16 protein-coding genes and 1 tRNA gene are annotated in these 18709 nt (G+C 58.7%); 10 read left to right on the top strand and 7 right to left on the bottom strand.

Annotated elements, in window-relative coordinates; all coding sequences use genetic code 11:
* The first annotated feature begins 16 nt into the window (after positions 1–16).
* Positions 17–91, top strand: a tRNA-Glu gene (locus SHIM_RS10795).
* 257 nt (positions 92–348) lie between these two features.
* Positions 349–549, top strand: a complete 201-nt coding sequence (locus SHIM_RS10790; protein WP_054002652.1) for a hypothetical protein — start codon at positions 349–351, stop codon at positions 547–549.
* Positions 550–565: 16 nt separating this feature from the next.
* Here the strand turns inward: SHIM_RS10790 and SHIM_RS10785 are convergent, their stop codons facing one another.
* The 5 genes from SHIM_RS10785 to SHIM_RS10765 form a co-directional block, all read right to left on the bottom strand.
* On the bottom strand, positions 566–1054 hold the full coding sequence (locus SHIM_RS10785; protein WP_054002651.1) for an SAM-dependent methyltransferase: 489 nt from the start codon (positions 1052–1054) through the stop codon (positions 566–568).
* Positions 1055–1062: 8 nt separating this feature from the next.
* Positions 1063–2385, bottom strand: a complete 1323-nt coding sequence (locus SHIM_RS10780; RefSeq protein ID WP_054002650.1) for a TRAP transporter large permease — start codon at positions 2383–2385, stop codon at positions 1063–1065.
* Positions 2382–2888: a TRAP transporter small permease gene (locus tag SHIM_RS10775; protein ID WP_054002944.1), complete on the bottom strand. Its 507-nt coding sequence runs from the start codon at positions 2886–2888 to the stop codon at positions 2382–2384. Before SHIM_RS10775 ends, SHIM_RS10780 begins: the two co-directional genes overlap by 4 nt.
* Before the next feature lie 69 nt (positions 2889–2957).
* On the bottom strand, positions 2958–3353 hold the full coding sequence (gene cueR / locus SHIM_RS10770; RefSeq protein ID WP_054002649.1) for a Cu(I)-responsive transcriptional regulator: 396 nt from the start codon (positions 3351–3353) through the stop codon (positions 2958–2960).
* Positions 3350–5809, bottom strand: a complete 2460-nt coding sequence (locus tag SHIM_RS10765; RefSeq protein WP_054002648.1) for a heavy metal translocating P-type ATPase — start codon at positions 5807–5809, stop codon at positions 3350–3352. The genes cueR and SHIM_RS10765 overlap by 4 nt, the downstream gene beginning before the upstream one ends.
* Before the next feature lie 259 nt (positions 5810–6068).
* Here SHIM_RS10765 and xylB point away from each other — a divergent pair, with 259 nt between their 5' ends.
* From xylB to SHIM_RS10750, 3 genes are all read left to right on the top strand, one after another.
* Positions 6069–7523: a xylulokinase gene (xylB, locus tag SHIM_RS10760; RefSeq protein WP_054002647.1), complete on the top strand. Its 1455-nt coding sequence runs from the start codon at positions 6069–6071 to the stop codon at positions 7521–7523.
* Positions 7520–8824 carry a xylose isomerase gene (xylA, locus tag SHIM_RS10755; protein ID WP_054002646.1) on the top strand — a complete coding sequence of 435 codons (1305 nt, stop codon included), beginning with the start codon at positions 7520–7522 and terminating at the stop codon, positions 8822–8824. Before xylB ends, xylA begins: the two co-directional genes overlap by 4 nt.
* Before the next feature lie 83 nt (positions 8825–8907).
* Positions 8908–10212, top strand: coding sequence for a cytochrome-c peroxidase (locus SHIM_RS10750; protein WP_054002645.1), 1305 nt, complete (start codon positions 8908–8910; stop codon positions 10210–10212).
* A gap of 11 nt (positions 10213–10223) precedes the next feature.
* Here the strand turns inward: SHIM_RS10750 and SHIM_RS10745 are convergent, their stop codons facing one another.
* On the bottom strand, positions 10224–11753 hold the full coding sequence (locus SHIM_RS10745; protein WP_241488835.1) for a CRTAC1 family protein: 1530 nt from the start codon (positions 11751–11753) through the stop codon (positions 10224–10226).
* 4 nt (positions 11754–11757) lie between these two features.
* Positions 11758–12951, bottom strand: a complete 1194-nt coding sequence (locus tag SHIM_RS10740; protein WP_054002643.1) for an ROK family transcriptional regulator — start codon at positions 12949–12951, stop codon at positions 11758–11760.
* 215 nt (positions 12952–13166) lie between these two features.
* On the opposite strand from SHIM_RS10740, the gene xylF reads away from it, so the two are divergent.
* From xylF to SHIM_RS10715, 5 genes are all read left to right on the top strand, one after another.
* Entirely contained in the window at positions 13167–14180 is a 1014-nt protein-coding gene (xylF, locus tag SHIM_RS10735) for a D-xylose ABC transporter substrate-binding protein (RefSeq protein WP_054002642.1), read from the top strand.
* 144 nt (positions 14181–14324) lie between these two features.
* Entirely contained in the window at positions 14325–15590 is a 1266-nt protein-coding gene (locus SHIM_RS10730) for a sugar ABC transporter permease (RefSeq protein WP_054002641.1), read from the top strand.
* An 11-nt stretch (positions 15591–15601) separates the two neighbouring features.
* Positions 15602–16366 (top strand): ATP-binding cassette domain-containing protein, encoded by a 765-nt coding sequence (locus SHIM_RS10725; RefSeq protein ID WP_152926523.1) that lies wholly within the window; start codon positions 15602–15604, stop codon positions 16364–16366.
* Positions 16367–16396: 30 nt separating this feature from the next.
* A complete protein-coding gene (locus SHIM_RS10720; protein WP_054002640.1) occupies positions 16397–17320 on the top strand; it encodes a glucokinase in 924 nt (307 codons plus the stop codon).
* A 90-nt stretch (positions 17321–17410) separates the two neighbouring features.
* A complete protein-coding gene (locus SHIM_RS10715) occupies positions 17411–18607 on the top strand; it encodes an NADH:flavin oxidoreductase/NADH oxidase family protein (RefSeq protein ID WP_054002639.1) in 1197 nt (398 codons plus the stop codon).
* Positions 18608–18709 lie beyond the last annotated feature (102 nt).

Below are 18709 nucleotides of genomic sequence, written 5' to 3'. Positions count from 1 at the left end.
AACCCAGCATAAGCGTGGCCCGTTCGTCTATCGGTTAGGACGCCAGGTTTTCAACCTGGAAAGAGGGGTTCGATTCCCCTACGGGCTGCCACTGCTTCTGACTCAACACTGACACGAGGGCATGATCCGAACTGTTTTTAGCGTCGCTTCTTCATTTCACGGCCTAAAGCGGCAATCCTCCGCTGAACGCCTTGCCTTTTGAGTGCAATGCCGCCGGTGCTATCTCCCCTCAATAGACTCTCGTCTCCTGAGGCTTACACACACTGGCGAGCCGCACGTTCCCCGAGCATCCGGCGAGCCAATCACAACTTAATTCCGTCTGACGATACACCACCGGAGAGATCCCTCATGCCCAAGCACCTGTTATTGATGTGGACGTTGCCGCACGTCTCAGCCCAGTTGGCCACAGGCAAAATCGCCGAACAAACCGAGGGGGCTTTCTTTTGGGCCACCACGCAGGCGGCTCTGCGCCCAGACCTGATGTCGCAATCCACGCCGGACAATTTGAACCGTGTGCCGTCGCCACGCCCTTTCCTGAGCCGCGACTGAACCGCAACCGAGCGGGTTACACGTTGGGTGGTACATCCACCGCGGGCGCGCTGGGTTTTATATCCACCAAAGGCGTGCCGTCAAAGCAATCGATCGCGTCGATCTCAATCACTCCTTTGACCAAATCCAACGCCGTTATGCGCACCGCAGCCAGCGACACCAGATTGACCCGATTGGGCGAGCGCAGCGCAAAAGTGCCACGCGCCGTATCGTGATGCCGGGGACGCTGTGTGATCAAGTCGCGCCGCGCCTGATCCATCCAGTAAAACAGCAATATACCCTGCCCGACCGCCAGCCCGCTCAAGCCTTCAGCAAAACCTGGCTCCAACTCGACACGGGCCCCCTCGCCGGTCTCCCGGGCGCGGGTGACGTTCTTTGGGCAATTGCCGCGCGACCAAGGCGTGCGGATACGGCCGATAAACCGGATCTGCGCATCCACACGCTCTAGCGGGTCAAACCCAAGCTGGCTTTCACCATCTCTGATCGCAGGTCCGTCGCTGCTCATGCCTCACCTCAATAGATCCACCACACCAGCGCCAGCGTGATCGGCGGGAAAGCCACAAGGATCACAACCCGTATGATATCGGCCAGTACAAACGGCGCAGTTCCGCGGAAGGTTTCGCTGATCGGAATGTCGCGCGCCATGGCGTTGATCACAAACAGGTTCATCCCCACCGGCGGGGTTATCAACCCGACCTCGACCACAATCAGAACAATGATGCCGAACCACAATGCAAAGTCTTCGACGCTCATGCCGAAATCAAGCGCGATCATGATCGGGAAAAAGATCGGCACGGTCAGCAGCACCATCGACAAGCTGTCCATCACGCAACCAAAGACCAGATACAGCACCAACACGCAGAACAGCACAAACATCGGCGAATAGCCCTGATCCGCCACCCATTGCGCAGAGGTTTGCGGCAGTTGGGTCAGCGCGAGGAAGCTGTTGAACATGCCCGCACCCAACACGATGAAAAAGATCATCGCAGTGGAATTGGCCGTCGACAGTATAGATTGCACCAGCTTGGACATGTTCAGCCCGCCAGACACCAGCGCCACAATTCCGGTGCCCATGGCCCCCACAGCGGCGGCTTCGGTTGGCGTGAACACTCCAGTGTAGATGCCGCCCACGACGGCGCCAAAAATCACGATCACTGGCCAGACAGCAATCAGAGCACGAAAGCGGTTTGCCATCGGCACCCGTTCCAACGCGTCCCCCGATCCGGGCACGACGCGCACATAAATCGCGACCACCAGCATATAGCCGATCGCGGCGAGAATACCCGGAGCAAATGCTGCAACAAACAGCTTGGCGATGTTCTGCTCTGTCAGGATCGCATAAATCACAAGGATCACCGACGGCGGGATCAGGATACCCAGCGTGCCGCCTGCGGCCAATGTTCCGGTCGCCAGCGGGCCGGAATAGCCATAGCGGCGCAGTTCCGGCAAAGCCACCTGCCCCATCGTGGCCGCAGTCGCGAGCGAGCTGCCACAGATCGCGCCAAAGCCTGCGCAGGCACCAATGGCCGACATCGCCACGCCGCCCTTCAGATGCCCAAGCCAGGCCTCTGCCGCCTTGAACAACCCTTTGGACATGCCGGAATGGGTGGCGAACTGACCCATCAGCAGGAAAAGCGGCACAATCGACAGCGAATAGCTTGAAAATGTACTGAATGTCAGGTGCTTAAGCTGCCCCATCGTCATCAGGGTGCTGCCCATCACCAAATAGGTGCCGCCAACGCCTACGCCCATCATAGCAAGGCCAATCGGCACCCGCAGAAAGATCAGAACAAGCAGGACCGGAAAGGACCAAACGCCAATTTCTAGATTGCTCATGCGCCACCTCCCGGCATCGCCTTAAGGCTGCGCCACACGCAAAACAATGAGACAATCACAAACGTGCCAGCGCCCAGCATTGCGCCAGCATATGCCTGCCAAATTTCGACTTGCAGGATAAAAGTCGTTTCGAAGTAGGACTTCTTGTCGAGCATACCAAGCCAAAGCCGCCACGCGATGACAATCGCGGCAACGGCCATACCAAGATCAGCGATCAGGTCAAGAAACCGGTTACCCATTTGGCCAAACGACGCTTGAAACAAATCAACTCGCGCGTGGCCGCGCACATATTGGCAATAGGGCAGGAACGCGAATATGGCGAAAGCCATGCCCATCTCCAGCAATTCCACATCTCCCGATACCGGCTTCAGTCCCAGAGGGATCAGGGCCCGCCCGGTAATGGACGCGCACACCATGATCACCAATGCAATCAGAATGATGCCCCCCGCGATGGCCACGGCCCGCGAAAGCCAGCCTACGGCCTTGTCAATTTGTCGATACACCTGCTGTCCTCTCCCATGCGTTCCGTCAAATGCGGCCATGCACGGGTCCCTGTCAACAGTTACAAAAATTCACGCCTTTGGCATGCCTCCAAGGGTGTCTAGGATCGGACAATCTGGCCGGTCATCTCCCGCACAAGACGTCACCAGATGCGAGAGCGTTGCCCGCATCTCCTGCAAATCCGCAATTTTGGTATCAATATCCGCAAGGTTTTGTTGTGCCACCCTTTTTACGTCCGCCGAAGCCCGTCCACGGTCTTCATAAAGCGCCAGCAAAGTGCGGCAATCTTCAATGGTGAAACCAAGCGAGCGTGCGCGCCCGACAAACGTCAACTTGTGCAGATCTTTTTGCGCAAACTGCCGATAGCCATTGGCGCTGCGCGCGGGGCGAATGAATCCGATGTCTTCATAGTAACGTATGGTCTTGGCCGGCAGGCCAGACCGCTCTGCCACATCTCCGATATTCATACCAAAATCTCCTGCTCTGGCATTGCTGCTTTGACTGACCGCAGCCGCAAGGCGTTGCTCAACACGAAAACACTCGAAAGCGCCATCGCGCCAGCCCCGAGCATTGGCGACAAAAGCGGCCCGCCAAAAAGATAAAGCGCGCCTGCCGCCACGGGGATAAGCGCCACGTTATAGGCAAAAGCCCAAAACAGGTTCTGCCGGATGTTGCGGATCACCGCTTGCGACACGGTCACCGCGTTCACCACACCGCGCAGATCACCGGACATCAAAACCACATCTGCCGCCTCAATCGCCACATCCGTGCCTGTTCCGATTGCAATACCCACATCCGCCGCCGCGAGCGCGGGCGCATCGTTGATGCCATCGCCGACAAAGGCCACCGCACCGGCTTCGGCTGCAAGATCCCGCAAAGCCGCCACTTTGCCCTCCGGCAATACCTCGGCCACCACATGGTCAATGCCAAGCTGGTCGGCCAATGCCTCCGCCGTGGCGCGGTTGTCGCCCGAGATCATCGCCGTTCTCACGCCCATCGCGTGCAGCGCATCGACCGCCGCACGACTTGCAGGCTTCACCTTGTCCGACAAAGCAAGAAGCGCCGCGACTTGACCGTCAACCGCCGCAAAGACCGGCGTCTTGCCTTCGCTGGCAAGGCGTTTGGCCGCTTCCGTATGACCTTCCAATGCAATGCCTTCCGCCGCCATGAACCGGTCCGCTCCAACAGTGATGACACGGCCCTCGACTTTCGCCCGAAGCCCCATACCTGCCACTGCCTCAAAGCTATCCGCGTCCGGCAACTCCAAACCATCCGCCGCCTCAATCACCGCCCGCGCCAACGGATGCTCCGATCCACTCTCTGCCGCGGCCACCAGCCGCAAAACCTCGGCCTGCTCATAGCCCTGCGATACCACAAAATCGCTCAGGCTTGGCCGCCCCTCGGTCAATGTACCGGTCTTGTCAAACGCCACCACATCGCAGTCACGCAACCGCTGGAGCGCGTCTCCGCGCCGAAACAAAACGCCTAACTGCGCGGCGCGGCCGGTGCCCACCATGATCGACGTCGGCGTCGCCAACCCCATCGCACAGGGGCAGGCGATGATCAAAACCGCCACACCGGCCACCATTGCGTGACCCAACGCAGGCGTTGGCCCAAAGGCAAGCCAAAGCGCGACCGTCGCCACCGCAATGCCGATCACCACCGGCACGAAAACGGCCGTGATCTTATCGACCATGCCCTGAATAGGCAGCTTCGCGCCCTGCGCGTCACGCACCATCGTAATGATTTGTGCCAGCGTGGTGTCGGCCCCAACCGCTTCGGCTTCAAAGCGCAGAACACCCTGCCCGTTAACCGTGCCACCCACCACGACTGCGCCGGCGGTTTTCTCAACCGGCACAGGTTCGCCTGTGATCATCGCCTCATCGACAAAAGACAGACCCTCCAACACCCGCCCATCAACGGCGATTTTTTCGCCGGGGCGCACGACAACAACATCGCCAACTGCGATCTCGTCAATCGCGATATCTTTGATCTCGCCTTTGCGCTCAACCCGCGCGGTGCGTGGCTGCAAGCCCACCAGCTTGCGAATGGCCTCACCCGTTTGCCCCTTGGCTCGTGCTTCCATCCAGCGACCAGCAAGGATCAGCACCACAATGACCGCCGCCGCTTCGTAGTAGACGTTTGCCGTACCATCAGGCAGCCATCCAGGAACGAAGGTCGAAACAACCGAAAACAAGAACGCCGCGCTGGTGCCCATCGCCACCAGAGAATTCATATCCGGCGCGCCTTTGATCAGCGCGGGAAATCCCTTGGTGTAAAACTGGCGTCCTGGCCCCGCGAGCAAAATCGCAGTCAGAACTAACTGGGCATAATAACTGTTGGCCATGCCGACGTTGGCCATGATCCAATGGTGCAACGGCGGATAAAGGTGCCCGCCCATTTCCACCAGGAAGACGGGCAAAGCCAGCGCCGCCGCAATCACCACTTTGCGCTTTAGTGCCGCCGCCTCGTCCGCTTTGCGATCCACCAACGGCGCCTCGGCCTGCTGTAGCCGCGCAGGATAGCCCGCCCGTGTCGACAAGGCAGCCACTTGCGACGCGGTGATTACGCCTTCGGCATAGCGCACATGCGCCGTTTCCGTGGCCAAATTGACCGAGACATCAATGACTCCGTGCCCCGCCTGCAAGGCCGCCTCCGCCCGCCCTACACAGCTCGCACAGCTCAAGTCCGAAATCTCAAGCGTCGTTTCGGCGATGCGCGCCGGATACCCTGCCGTGTCCAAAGCTGCCAACAGCGCCTTTGTTTCTGCCGGCGCATCAAACACCACATGCCCTGTCTCGGACGCAAGGTTCACCGATGCCACGCGCACGCCATCCACTGCTGCCAACGCCTTTTCAGCGCGCCCGACGCAGCCCGCGCAGTTCAATCCGTCGATCTGAAAATCCAAGGTCAGTGCCGTCATGAGTCGTCTTTCTATTGTCCTGACACGCTACATAAGGGTTCCAGCTGGTGGAAGGTCAAGCGATGCGCTTGCATTACGGCTATGTTGAAAATGGCAGGGCTCTTTCGCTCAAAGCCATGAAAACAAAGCGAAAGCCGGTAATAGGCCGTGGTCCTGCGGGCAAACTGGCCAAAACAATTCGCGATTTTTGAATTTCTGGTTTGAAATCCGAATTAATTTGAGGCAAAAACTAATTAGAGGAGACACTGAGGAGAGCCCCATGTTTGTGGGAATCGATCTTGGCACGTCCGGCCTGCGCGCGCTTTTGATCGACGAAGCGCAACAGGTGGTCGCTGCCAAAGAAGCATCATATGACACAACACGTCCGCACGCAGGCTGGTCCGAACAGGCCCAATCTGACTGGACAGACGCCTGCATCACCGTGTTTGCAGAGCTGCGCGCCGAAGCGCCCGCCGCAGTTGCTGCCATTCGTGGCATCGGCGTTTCTGGGCATATGCACGGCGCCAACCTGCTGGACGCGGCTGGTACGCCCCTGCGCCCCTGCATGATGTGGAACGACACACGCTCGGTCGACCAAGCTGCCAAGCTTGATGCGACGGCCAATGTGCGCGACCTGTCTGGCAACATCGTGTTTCCAGGCTTCACCGCGCCCAAGGTGGCTTGGGTGGCAGACAATGAAGCTGACATCTTTGCCAAAACCGCCAAAGTCCTGCTGCCAAAAGATTACCTGAACTTCTGGCTGACCGGTGTCTACGCATCCGACATGTCCGACTCCGCTGGCACCAGTTGGCTCGACGTTGGCGCGCGTGACTGGTCCGAAGACCTGCTTGCGGCCTCAGGTATGCGCCGCGACCAGATGCCTGACCTGTTTGAAGGGTCCGACGCCATCGGCACAGTGCGCTCTGATATCGCATCATTGCTCGGCCTGCCTGACGATGTTGTCGTGGCTGCCGGTGCCGGCGACAACGCCGCAGCGGCTTGCGGCATCGGCGCTTTGGGCGAAGGTGACGGTTTTGTCTCGCTCGGCACCTCGGGTGTGCTGCTTGCAGGCCGCGACGCGTATGCCCCGAAACCCGCCAGCGCCGTGCACACCTTTTGCCACGCCATTCCGGACCGCTGGTATCAGATGGGCGTCATTCTTGCGGCAACTGACTGCCTGAACTGGCTGTCTCGCAATCTGCAAGAGAGCCCAGCTGATCTGACCCGAGCGCTCGGCGACACTATTTCCGGCCCCGGCAAAATGCGCTTCCTTCCGTATTTGTCTGGCGAGCGCACCCCGCACAATGACGCCGACGTTCGCGGTGCCTTCATTGGGCTGGACATTGCCTCAGGGCATCAGGCGCTGACGCAAGCCGTCCTCGAAGGCGTGACCTTTGCCTTACGCGACAATCTGGAAGCGCTGAAATCCACCGGCGCCAAGCTGGATCAAGTCATCGCCATTGGCGGCGGTTCACAGTCGCCATTCTGGGTCGAATTGATCGCCACGGTTTTGAACCTGCCAATCGCCCTGCCTAAAGACGGCGAATTCGGCGCCGCGCTTGGGGCCGCCCGACTGGCCATCTGCGCTGCAACCGACGCCGATCCGGTTGCGACCATGACCCGTCCCGACGTCGCCACCATCATCCAACCGCGCAGCGATCTGCGCGACGATTATGAAGCGGCCTATGCCGCTTTCCGAAATTCCTACTCCGGCATAAAGGCCCTACAATCATGACCGACTTTTTCTCCGGCATCGCGCCCGTTCAATACGAAGGCCCAAACAGCACCAACCCGATGGCCTTCCATCATTACAACCCGGACGAAATTGTCATGGGCAAACGCATGGAAGACCACCTGCGCTTTGCCATCGCCTACTGGCACAGCTTTGCATGGGAAGGTGGAGACCCCTTTGGTGGACAAACACTAGAGCGCCCTTGGCACCCCCAAGATCAAATGGCGACCGCCAAGATCAAAGCCGATGCCGCGTTTGAAATGTTCGACATCTTGGGCCAGCCCTACTTCTGCTGGCACGACGCCGACATCCGCCCCGAAGGCGACACCTTTGCCGAAAGCCTGCAAAATTTTGAGGCCATCATCGACTACTTCGGCGAAAAGATGAGCAGCCGCAAAGTCAAACTTCTTTGGGGCACGGCCAACATGTTCAGCCACCGCCGCTGGATGTCGGGTGCCTCGACCAACCCCGATCCCGATGTGTTTGCCTACTCCGCCGCGACCGTGAAAACCTGCATGGACGCCACCATGAAACTGGACGGGCAGAACTATGTGCTTTGGGGCGGACGTGAAGGCTACGAAACACTGCTGAACACTGACATGGGGCGTGAACTTGACCACATGGGCCGGTTCCTCAACATGGTTGTCGACTACAAACACAAGATCGGTTTCACCGGCCAGATCTTGGTCGAACCCAAACCACAGGAACCTTCCAAGCATCAGTACGATTATGATGCCGCGACCTGTTACGGCTTCCTGCAAAAGTACGGCCTTGAGAACGAGGTCAAACTCAACCTCGAACAGGGCCACGCGATTCTTGCCGGGCACAGCTTTGAACACGAAATTGCCACCGCCACGGCACTTGGGGTTCTGGGCAGCATCGACATGAACCGCAACGACTATCAATCCGGCTGGGACACCGACCAGTTCCCCAATAACGTGCCCGAAGTCGCGCTGGCCTATTACCACATCCTCAAGGATGGCGGATTGACCAAAGGTGGCACCAACTTTGACGCCAAACTGCGCCGTCAATCACTGGATGCCGACGATCTGATCGCGGCACATGTGGGCGGTATGGACATCTGCGCACGCGGCCTGAAAGCCGCCGCAGCCATGATCGAAGACGGTGGTTTGGATGCGGCCCTGTCTGAGCGGTACTCCGGTTGGGACACACCCGAGGCGCAAGCGATGCTGACCAGCGATCTCGGCAGCATCTTTGCCGACGTGAACGCAGGCAAGATGAATCCGGCTCCGAAGTCCGGTCGTCAGGAAATCTTGGAAAACTACGTAAACCGCTTCGTTTGATCCTGACAGAAGTGGATTTGACTGACACACTCCCCCCTCGCGCCAGAACTGGTGCGAGGGGGTTTGACTATCCAGGGACGACCATGCGCCATCTACTTGCCACCGCTATTTTGATCTTGCCAGTCACGGCAATCGCCGCCGACCTGCCCAAGCCAGACGCAGTGTTCCCTGCGCAAGGCGAGGACGAAACGCGCCTTGGCTGGCAACTGTTCTATGACCCGATCCTGTCAGGCAACCGCTCGGTTAGCTGTGCCACCTGTCACCATCCCGACCTTGGCACCTCTGACGGCCTGTCCCTTGGCCTTGGCGACGGGGCGAGCGGCCTTGGCACCAACCGCGTCATTGATGCAGCGAACCCGCCCGAACAACGCATTCCGCGCAACGCGCCCGCGCTCTGGAACCTCGGAGCAACTGAATTCACCGTCTTCTTCCACGACGGCAGACTAGAAGACGACGCTTCTCGGCTCTCCGGCATCCGCACGCCCTTAGGAGCAGAGATGGAGATGGGGTTCACCAACGCCCTCGCCGCCCAAGCCATGTTTCCCGTTTTATCTGGCGATGAAATGGCTGGGCACTATTCGGAAAACGACGTCGCGCAGGCGGTGCGCTTGGGACAGCTAACAGGTGACGGCGGCGCGTGGGACATTCTGGCAAAACGCGTGGAAGCGATCCCTACTTACCGCGCAGCATTTGATGACGTCATCGGCGCAGACACTCCGGTCCACTTCACCCATATCGCCAACGCAATCGCCGCATTTATCACCTTTGAATGGCGCGCGGACCAAAGCCCGTTTGACGCCCACTTGCGCGATGGCACCCCGCTGGATCCGGATCAAACAGCTGGCATGAACCTCTTTTATGGCAAAGCCGAATGCAGCGCCTGTCACAGCGGGCTTTTCCAAACCGATCACGATTTTCACGCCATAGCCATGCCCCAGATTGGCCCCGGCAAAGCCGCCCGATTTGAACGCCACAACCGCGATGTGGGTCGCGGACGCGTGACCGGTGATGAAACCGATTTCTATGCCTTCCGCACGCCTTCGCTGCGCAACATCACTGAAACCGCACCTTACGGCCACTCGGGCGCTTATGCGTCGCTAGAAGACGTCGTGCGCCACCACCTTGATCCAACCACTGCGCTCGCGGCTTACTCCATCAATCAGGCCGTGCTGAGCGAAGGCGCCTTCACCAACGACACGGCCCTGATCGAAAACGCAAAGGACGTTGCAGCAATTGCCGCGGCCAATACCTTGCCCACAACACATCTGACCGACACAGAAGTCGCCCAACTGATTGCCTTCCTCGGCGCACTCACTGACTACGACAGTCTCAAAGGCCGCTTGGGTGTGCCGGAAACCGTGCCTTCAGGCCTGTCGCTGGACAAGTAAACCGCCTAAGATCAGTACTCTGCCACCGCCAGCCCGTCGCCATCGGCCCACAGCATCCAGACCGCACCGGTCTTCAAATCAACCCAATCTGACACAATGCCACCGGGCCAGATCACCCGCACCTTCACAGCCGTCACATCGCCCAGACCAAAATGTTCAGGCACGGCGACACCACCTGCATGGCCACCGCCGACAACCACCTCACGTACATAGGCGCGTGCACCGGCCTGCACTTCGATGAACGCACCAACCGCGTCGCCATTGCCACCATCGCCCAATAGGGAAACCGCCACCCAATGCCCCGCGTCCTCGGTCACGTTCTGATAAACTTCCATCGGCGCGCGGCGGTTGACCACCACCAGATCCAGCAAGCCGTTGTTGTTCAAATCCGCCAAAGCCGCGCCGCGAGACCGCGCCATCGTGCCAATGCCCGCAATACCGCCCTGTTCCTCAAAGCTGCCGTCCGGCATTTGGATCAAGAGGTTGTTGGGATCTTCCATCGCCGCATCCGGCATCTGTTCAACGTTACCTTTGGCGATGAACACATCATCCAGCCCGTTGTTGGTCACATCCCCAAAAGCAATGTGCCACCCCGTGGATGGCCGTCCGTCGCCCCCCTGATAAGGGCGATGCGCCGAGGTGCCCATTTCATATGGCACGTCTTCAAACGTCGGCCCCTCACCGCGCGAAAGCCGCATCAGGCGTTGATCGCCCATCGAACTCATAAAGACTTCGCTCACCCCGTCAAAATCAATATCCCGACTCGCAATCCCCATCCCCCAAAGCATGTGGGTGGTCCAACCATCGCCCTCATCAAAAAGGCGCGGCGTAGCCTCCATCGCCCACATCTGTTCTGCACCACCTTTGACATAATAGTGCCGGTCGTTGCTCATCCGTAGGTCGGGACGTCCCTGACGCCCCCAATCGGAAAACAAGATCGACAGCGGACAGAACCCCGGCTCAAGCAAAGTTTTAGAATACCCGTCGCCCTCGGGTCGAAACAGCACATTGGCGTCACACGCCTCAAACGGTCCATCAGGATTGGTGCGGTCGACATAATTGCCAAAGGCCAACGTTGGCAGCGCATTGCCTGCTTCCCAAGTGGCCGAAAACGCCGTGGTCCAGCCATCGCCGCCGTCAAAACCGTCAATCTCCATCGGACGGAACGAACATTCCGGCCCGCCCTGCAGCAGTTTGTTTTCGCCAACCCGCAGGATCACCAGATCACGCCAACCGTCACCATCGATGTCTAACGCATAGACTCCGGCCACACCGGTAAGCGTCAAGTCGTCAGGGGTTGCAGTTTCAAACCGGATATCGCCATCCGTGTCCGAGCGGTTGCGCATCAGAATCGCAGGGTTTTCCCCACCTGCTGCCACCAGATCGGACAGACCGTCACCGTCGCAGTCAAACACCGCCACACCGCCGCCAACATAATGCTCCCACCCGCCGTCATAAACATGCGGGGCCACATCCACCGGAACAAACCGCGCTTCGGCCGCTGCCGAAGTTGCCAACGCCCCGACACTCAGTGCCGCCAAACCTTTAGACCACATTATCTTTCATTTCCTGCAAAGCCAGTTCCGACACGTTTTCCAAAGCATAAGCCGCCGCACCACGGGCCCACATTTGGTTGCCCCATTTGTGCACGACAACCTCTGGCGGCGCCTTGTCCACCTGAACGATCAGTTTTCGCATAACTTCAATAACTTCTTCGGCATACAGGTGACTCGCCTGCATCTGTTCACCGGCCAGAATGATCAGTTCCGGATCAAAGATGTTCACCAAATTGGCCAACCCCATCGCGAACATACGCCCGGCCCGCTCTACGATTGAGCTTGCCACCGCGTCGCCGGTTTTGGCCGCTGCCAATAGATCTTCAACCTGCCGATCGTCCTGCCCGCCGCTGGCGCTCATGGCTTCGCGTAGCAAAGCGTAGTCGGCGACATATGCCTCCAGACAGCCCCGCTGCCCACACCGGCACAACGCGCCCTCGAGTTGCACCTTTGTGTGGCCGAATTCCGCGCCACACCCACGGGTGCCACGATAAATCTCGTTGCCAATCACGATGCCCATGCCGACACCGCTTTCGATGGTCACCACGATGAAATCAGAATGCCCCTGCCCGAGACCAAAGCTCTTTTCCGCCATTGCAACAAGGTTGGCATCATTGTCCAGAAAGACCGGGATCGACAATGTGTCAGACAGCACCTTGCCAAATTCCACGTTGCGCGATGTCAACGACGGCGACCAATGCACAAACCCGCGCGGCGCATCGACGATGCCGGCAATCCCAAGACCAAAGCCTGACACATCCGCCAGACTGCGCCCCACTTTATTGGCCAGATCGCCCACGTGCCCCGCCAACAATTGCGCCAGATCGACGGCTTGATGCGCGGTCTGTTCAAGCTCCACTTCATGATCCGCCAACTGATTGCCTTCGAAATCCAGCAACACCAGCGACACGGACCTGTTGGAAATTTTGCACCCCGCAATCAAGCGCGCATCACCGCGAACTTTGAGGTCCACTTTGGGGCGCCCACGGCGCGCATCCTTGTCCGGAGATTCGCTGGTGATCTCCTCAATGAGACCATCACGCAACAGCTCTGCGGTGATTGTTGTCACCGTCGCGCGGCTGATTCCCGTGACTTCCGACAGCCTGATACGCGGAATACGCGCTTGGCGGCGGATTTCCGCAAACAATGTTCTGCGCCCAATTTCTCTTTGATTCACGGACATATAGATCACTTTCTTCGCTGCCGACGTTGTCGCGGATGCTTGCCTTCAAAGCAACATCGGTTCGACGAGGTGCCGACAAATTGCGTATTTTTTCAAGTCTAGCCGATTTAATTTGATTTACAAATTTAATACGCTAACATGACGACACCAGCCCGGAGTTCGATTCACGTCGTGTGACGCCTTTCGGGACCTGGACTGAATATTGGGAGGAAATTATGAAACTATTCGCATCCGCGACGGCGATCATCGCCGGCGCATTCATGAGCACGGCTGCAATGGCCGACGATCTTGTCATCGGCGTAAGCTGGTCCAACTTCCAGGAAGAACGCTGGAAAACAGACGAAGCCGCCATCAAAGGCGCGCTGGACGCAGCTGGTGCCAAATACATCTCTGCTGACGCACAAAGCTCTTCCGCTAAACAGCTGTCCGACATCGAAAGCCTGATCGCACAAGGCGCCGACGCGCTGATCATCCTGGCTCAGGATGCATCCTCGGTTGGTCCGGCTGTTCAGGCCGCTTCAGACGAAGAAATTCCGGTTGTTGCCTATGACCGTCTGATCGAAGACGCTCGCGCCTTCTACCTGACCTTTGACAACGTCGAAGTTGGCCGCATGCAGGCCCGGGCCGTTCTGGCAGCACAGCCAAAAGGCAACTACGTCATGATCAAAGGTTCTCCGACTGACCCGAACGCAGACTTCCTGCGCGGCGGCCAGCAGGAAATCCTGCAGGCGGCAATCGACGCCGGTGACATCACCATCGTTGGCGAAGCCTACACTGATGGCTGGGTTCCTGCGAACGCACAGCGCAACATGGAGCAGATCCTGACCGCAACTGACAACAAAGTTGACGCGGTTGTGGCCTCCAACGACGGCACCGCCGGCGGTGTTGTTGCAGCGCTGACCGCACAAGGCATGGAAGGTATTCCAGTGTCCGGTCAGGACGGCGACCACGCCGCTCTGAACCGTGTTGCAACGGGCACACAGACCGTATCGGTTTGGAAAGACGCCCGTGCACTGGGCGCCGCAGCGGGTGAAATCGCCGTGGCTCTGGCTGCTGGCAAATCCGTTGACGGATCCGCTGAATGGACGTCCCCATCGGGCACAACCATGAACTCCATGTTCCTGTCTCCGGTTCCTGTGACCGCCGACAACCTGAACGTTGTTCTGGATGCTGGCTGGATCGAAAAAGGCGCACTTTGCGCCGGTTCTTCGAACGCAGCGTGTAACTAAACACACCTGCCCCTCCGCCGATTTGCGCGGGGGGGCATTTTTGCCCCCATCCCCTGAGATTTCAAAACCCTTTACTGAGGCGGCATCCTCCGCACAGAATAGGTATGGTGTCTCACGCATCGCGAGCCAAAGAGGGAACGCACAATGCAAAATCAAGCCAAGAACCTGATCAACAAGCTGGGTCTGGATCCCCGCCTGCTTGGAATGATCGGCGCGCTTGTGGCGATCTGGATCGTATTCGGCATCTTCACCGATGGCCGCTTCCTGTCGCCCCGCAACTTCTTCAACTTGTCGGTCCAAACTGCCTCCGTCGCTGTCATGGCAACAGGCATGGTGTTTGTGATCGTCACCCGACATATCGATCTTTCCGTAGGCTCGATGCTGGGCTTTATCGGCATGGCCGTCGCCGCATTGCAGGTGCAAATTCTGCCTGACCTCGTCGGCTTGGGTCACTGGTCCGTCTGGATCATCGCGGTGATCGCTGCAATCCTGATGGGCGCACTACTTGGCGCCTTTCAGGGCTGGATCATCGGCTACCTCGCCGTGCCTGCTTTCATTGTCACCCTGGGCGGCTTGCTGGTCTATCGCGGCGCCATGTGGTGGGTCACCGAAGGCCAAACCCAAGCGCCACTGGACACCACGTTCCGCCTTCTGGGCGGCGGTGCCGAAGGCACCTTGGGTGAATCCCTAAGCTGGATCTTCGGTATCGTGGCCGCACTGGCCGCCGTGACCCTCATGCTGCTCAGCCGCCGCAACAAAGCCAACCACGGTTTCGCGGTAAAACCCGCATGGGCCGAAGGCATCCTGCTGGCCATCGCCGCAGGCGGTATTATCGGCTTCGTCTGGATTATGAACAGCTACCCTATTTCCAAGGGTGCAATGAAACGCATGACCAAGGCGCAAGGCATCGAATACACCGATGGCATGGTCTGGAACCACGGTGTCGCCATTCCGGTGGTGATTCTGCTGATCGTAGCCATTGTCATGACCGTGATCGCCACGCGCACCCGCTTTGGCCGCTATGTTTATGCCACCGGTGGCAACCCAGAAGCCGCGGAACTCTCCGGCATCAACACCCGCTGGCTGACCGTCAAAATATTCTCCTTGATGGGCGCGCTGACCGGCATTGCCGCTGTCATCGCTTCGGCTCGCCTGAATGCGGTTGACGTTGGTCTTGGCACGTTGGACGAGCTTCGCGTCATCGCTGCCGCTGTGATCGGCGGCACCGCCCTCGCTGGCGGCGCAGGCACCATTTATGGTGCGGTGATCGGCGCGCTGATCATGCAATCCCTGCAATCGGGCATGGCCTCTGTTGGCGTTGACGCACCATTGCAAAACATCGTTGTCGGGGTCGTTCTGGTGTTCGCCGTTTGGGTCGACATCGTATATCGCCGCCGCGCTGGCGCATAAGGAGAACCATTATGGACAAGCAAACACCTCTCGTAGACATGCGCGACATCCACATCTCCTTTGGTGGTATTCACGCGGTGGATCACGTCTCCATTGATTTGTATCCGGGCGAAGTTGTCGGCCTTCTGGGCCACAACGGCGCAGGCAAATCCACGCTTATCAAGATCCTGTCCGGCGCCTATCAAGCAGACGGCGGCGAGATCTATATCAACGGTGAAAAGGCCGAGATCCACAACCCGCGCGACGCGCGCAAATTCAACATCGAGACGATCTATCAGACGCTTGCGCTGGCCGATAATCTGGATGCCGCCTCCAACCTGTTTCTTGGGCGTGAACTGGTCACTCCCATAGGCACAGTCGATGACGACGCGATGGAGGCCGAGACCCGCAAGATTATGGCCAAACTCAACCCGAACTTCCAAAAGTTCTCCGAGCCGGTCTCAGCACTGTCTGGTGGTCAACGCCAATCGGTGGCAATTGCGCGTGCTGTCTATTTCGATGCCAAGATCCTGATCATGGACGAACCAACAGCCGCTCTCGGACCTCATGAAACACAAATGGTGTCCGAGTTGATCCAACAGCTCAAGACGCAGGGCATCGGCATTTTCCTGATCAGCCACGACATTCATGACGTCATGGAACTTTGCGACCGCGCAAGCGTGATGAAAAACGGCGAATTGGTAGGCACGGTTGACGTGAAAGACGTGACCGATGATGACCTTTTGAGCATGATCATTCTTGGCAAACGCCCCGAAGGCGTGAACGTTCAAGGTTAAGAGTAGACGTATGAAAAAGGTTGCGGGCGCATGACATATTTGGTCAGCGACATCGGGGGAACAAACACACGTCTGTCTTTGGCAGACAGTGACGGCGTCAAAGCCGGCACCCTTATGCGCGCCCGCAACAACGATTACGCCAGCTTTGACGAGGTGCTGGCGGATTACCTCTCCAAGCACGACACCGGTGAAATAGATGGCGTCTGCGTCGCCATTGCCGGCCCCGTGCAGGGCACGACCGGCCGGCTCACCAATCGGAACTGGACGCTCAAGGCTGGTAGTTTCGGCGCTCAATGCGGCGCCGCGCGGGCCGCTTTGATCAACGATTTGACCGCGCTGGGGTTTGCGCTTTCCCGCAACACACCGGAATATCTTTACGGCGCTCTGGATGGCACCAGGAACGGGCAGGCTCTGGTGGTTGGCATGGGCACCGGCTTTAACGTCAGCCCAACCAAACGCAGCCTCGCAGGCGTGACCGTCGCGATGGAGGCCGAACTCGGCCACGCCGAACTGCCGCATTCTGTGACCCTGTTGCTGCGCGACGATCTCGGCGCCGCAGCTGCCGAATTCAAAACATACGAAGACATCTTCTGTGGTCCCGGCCTTGAGCGGTTGCACACTGTCATCAGCGGCCAGCCGCTTGGCGGCGCAGACATTATGACGGCCTTTGCCGCCGGCGACCAAGACGCGCAACACACTGTGCGTCTCTTTGCCCGCGCTTTGGGCAACCTCACCTGCGCCATGATGCACCAATATATGCCCCGCGACGGCATCGCCTTCGCTGGCAGCGCCTCCCGCGGCGTCCTCGGCTCGGATGCATTTGACGACTTTGTCACAAGCCTGACGGCTGACGGCCCCGGTATTGTCGACGCCAAGAGTTTCCCGCTCGGAGTGATCACCGATGATGCAGCCGCGCTCGAAGGCTGCCGTCAATATCTGGTGCAAACCAGCTAGTCCTGCCTCACGCACTGACTATCGCCAACTCCAAGTTGATGTGTCTCCTCATTTAGGGGATGGTTTGCGTCAACCGGATCGGAGTGAGACATGGACACCCAAAGCCCGCTATTCAAATCCCTGACATTGCCCTGCGGCGTGGTTCTTAAGAACCGGATCGCAAAATCGGCCATGTCGGATTCTCTTGGCGATGGCACCGGCCATCCGACCCAATCTCAAATCAGGCTCTATCAACGCTGGGCCCAAGGCGGGTTGGGCCTGTCGATCATCGGCGAAGTCCAAGGCTCACCGGATTTCGCCGAAAAACCCGGAAATCTGGTTTTGGACGACAAGGCCGATCTAACCCTTTTCCGCGAATTGGCCGAAAAGGGCCGCGAAAATGACAGCCACCTTTGGCTGCAACTCGGTCATGGCGGGGCCTTGGCCTACGCGCCGACAAGCGCCCCACGAGGTCCAAGCCCGCTTGACCTACCGGATTTAAACTGCGCTGAAATGGCGTTGGACACGATACGCAAGGTCCCCGCCGACTTCGCCCACACCGCCCAATTGGCGCAAAGAGCAGGCTTTGGCGGTGTTCAAATCCACGCGGCGCATGGCTTTTTGCTGAGTCAGTTTTTGTCGCCGTTGTTCAACAAACGCCGCGACGAATACGGCGGCCCTATCGAGAACCGAATGCGGTTGTTGATCGAAACCGTAGACGCCGTTCGCGCCGCCGTCGGCCCCGAATTTCCCGTCGCGGTAAAGCTCAACTCCTCGGACCAACTCGAAGGGGGCTTTGCCGAAACTGACGCGCTCAAAGTGGTGGCGGCGCTGAATGCGACGTCCGTCGATCTGATCGATATCAGCGGCGGCACCTATTTTCCCGGCGCCAAATCCGCCTCCGATGCGGTGGGCGGCGGGCCTTATTTCCTCGAGTTTGCAAAACGCGCGCGCACCGTCACCACGCTGCCGCTCATGTTAACAGGGGGCTTCAAGACATACGCCCAAGCAGACTCAGCGGTGACCGAAGGCACCGTTGACATCATCGGACTGGCCCGCGCTCTGGCCATTGAACCGTCCTTGCCCGATTTATGGCATGCCAATGAGGCCCTATCGCCTGCTTTTCCCAGATTTTCAGAGGCGCCCGAAGGCGGCATCACCGCATGGTATACGATGCGCCTGACGGAGATTGGCACCGATACACTTAAGCCGGACTATGGTGATCTCGGCTCGGCCATTGCGGCTTATGACGCGCGTGACAAAACCCGCACCGACATCTGGCTTGATCATTTTGGCCGTCCCGACTGAGCCGAAGACCAAATCAACTCACCGACGTCGGAAAGTGATCCACACCAAACAAAAAGGCGCGACCCAAGCCGCGCCTTTTATCACTTCAATCGCATCCGCTCA

It is taken from the genome of Shimia sp. SK013 (assembly GCF_001292625.1).
Classification (GTDB): domain Bacteria; phylum Pseudomonadota; class Alphaproteobacteria; order Rhodobacterales; family Rhodobacteraceae; genus Shimia.
The sequence above is the reverse complement of the archived record's forward strand: the minus strand, read 5'-3'. Positions and strand labels throughout refer to the sequence as shown.

What these genes read in the sequence shown, in the direction of transcription:
- SHIM_RS10785 (WP_054002651.1), bottom strand. Translation starts at nt 1,054, where the DNA reads ATGAGCAGCGACGGACCTGCGATCAGAGATGGTGAAAGCCAGCTTGGG.
- xylB (WP_054002647.1), top strand. Translation starts at nt 6,069, where the DNA reads ATGTTTGTGGGAATCGATCTTGGCACGTCCGGCCTGCGCGCGCTTTTG.
- SHIM_RS10720 (WP_054002640.1), top strand. Translation starts at nt 16,397, where the DNA reads ATGACATATTTGGTCAGCGACATCGGGGGAACAAACACACGTCTGTCT.
- SHIM_RS10740 (WP_054002643.1), bottom strand. Translation starts at nt 12,951, where the DNA reads ATGTCCGTGAATCAAAGAGAAATTGGGCGCAGAACATTGTTTGCGGAA.
- SHIM_RS10780 (WP_054002650.1), bottom strand. Translation starts at nt 2,385, where the DNA reads ATGAGCAATCTAGAAATTGGCGTTTGGTCCTTTCCGGTCCTGCTTGTT.
- xylA (WP_054002646.1), top strand. Translation starts at nt 7,520, where the DNA reads ATGACCGACTTTTTCTCCGGCATCGCGCCCGTTCAATACGAAGGCCCA.
- xylF (WP_054002642.1), top strand. Translation starts at nt 13,167, where the DNA reads ATGAAACTATTCGCATCCGCGACGGCGATCATCGCCGGCGCATTCATG.
- SHIM_RS10750 (WP_054002645.1), top strand. Translation starts at nt 8,908, where the DNA reads ATGCGCCATCTACTTGCCACCGCTATTTTGATCTTGCCAGTCACGGCA.
- SHIM_RS10725 (WP_152926523.1), top strand. Translation starts at nt 15,602, where the DNA reads ATGGACAAGCAAACACCTCTCGTAGACATGCGCGACATCCACATCTCC.
- SHIM_RS10790 (WP_054002652.1), top strand. Translation starts at nt 349, where the DNA reads ATGCCCAAGCACCTGTTATTGATGTGGACGTTGCCGCACGTCTCAGCC.
- SHIM_RS10765 (WP_054002648.1), bottom strand. Translation starts at nt 5,809, where the DNA reads ATGACGGCACTGACCTTGGATTTTCAGATCGACGGATTGAACTGCGCG.
- cueR (WP_054002649.1), bottom strand. Translation starts at nt 3,353, where the DNA reads ATGAATATCGGAGATGTGGCAGAGCGGTCTGGCCTGCCGGCCAAGACC.
- SHIM_RS10715 (WP_054002639.1), top strand. Translation starts at nt 17,411, where the DNA reads ATGGACACCCAAAGCCCGCTATTCAAATCCCTGACATTGCCCTGCGGC.
- SHIM_RS10730 (WP_054002641.1), top strand. Translation starts at nt 14,325, where the DNA reads ATGCAAAATCAAGCCAAGAACCTGATCAACAAGCTGGGTCTGGATCCC.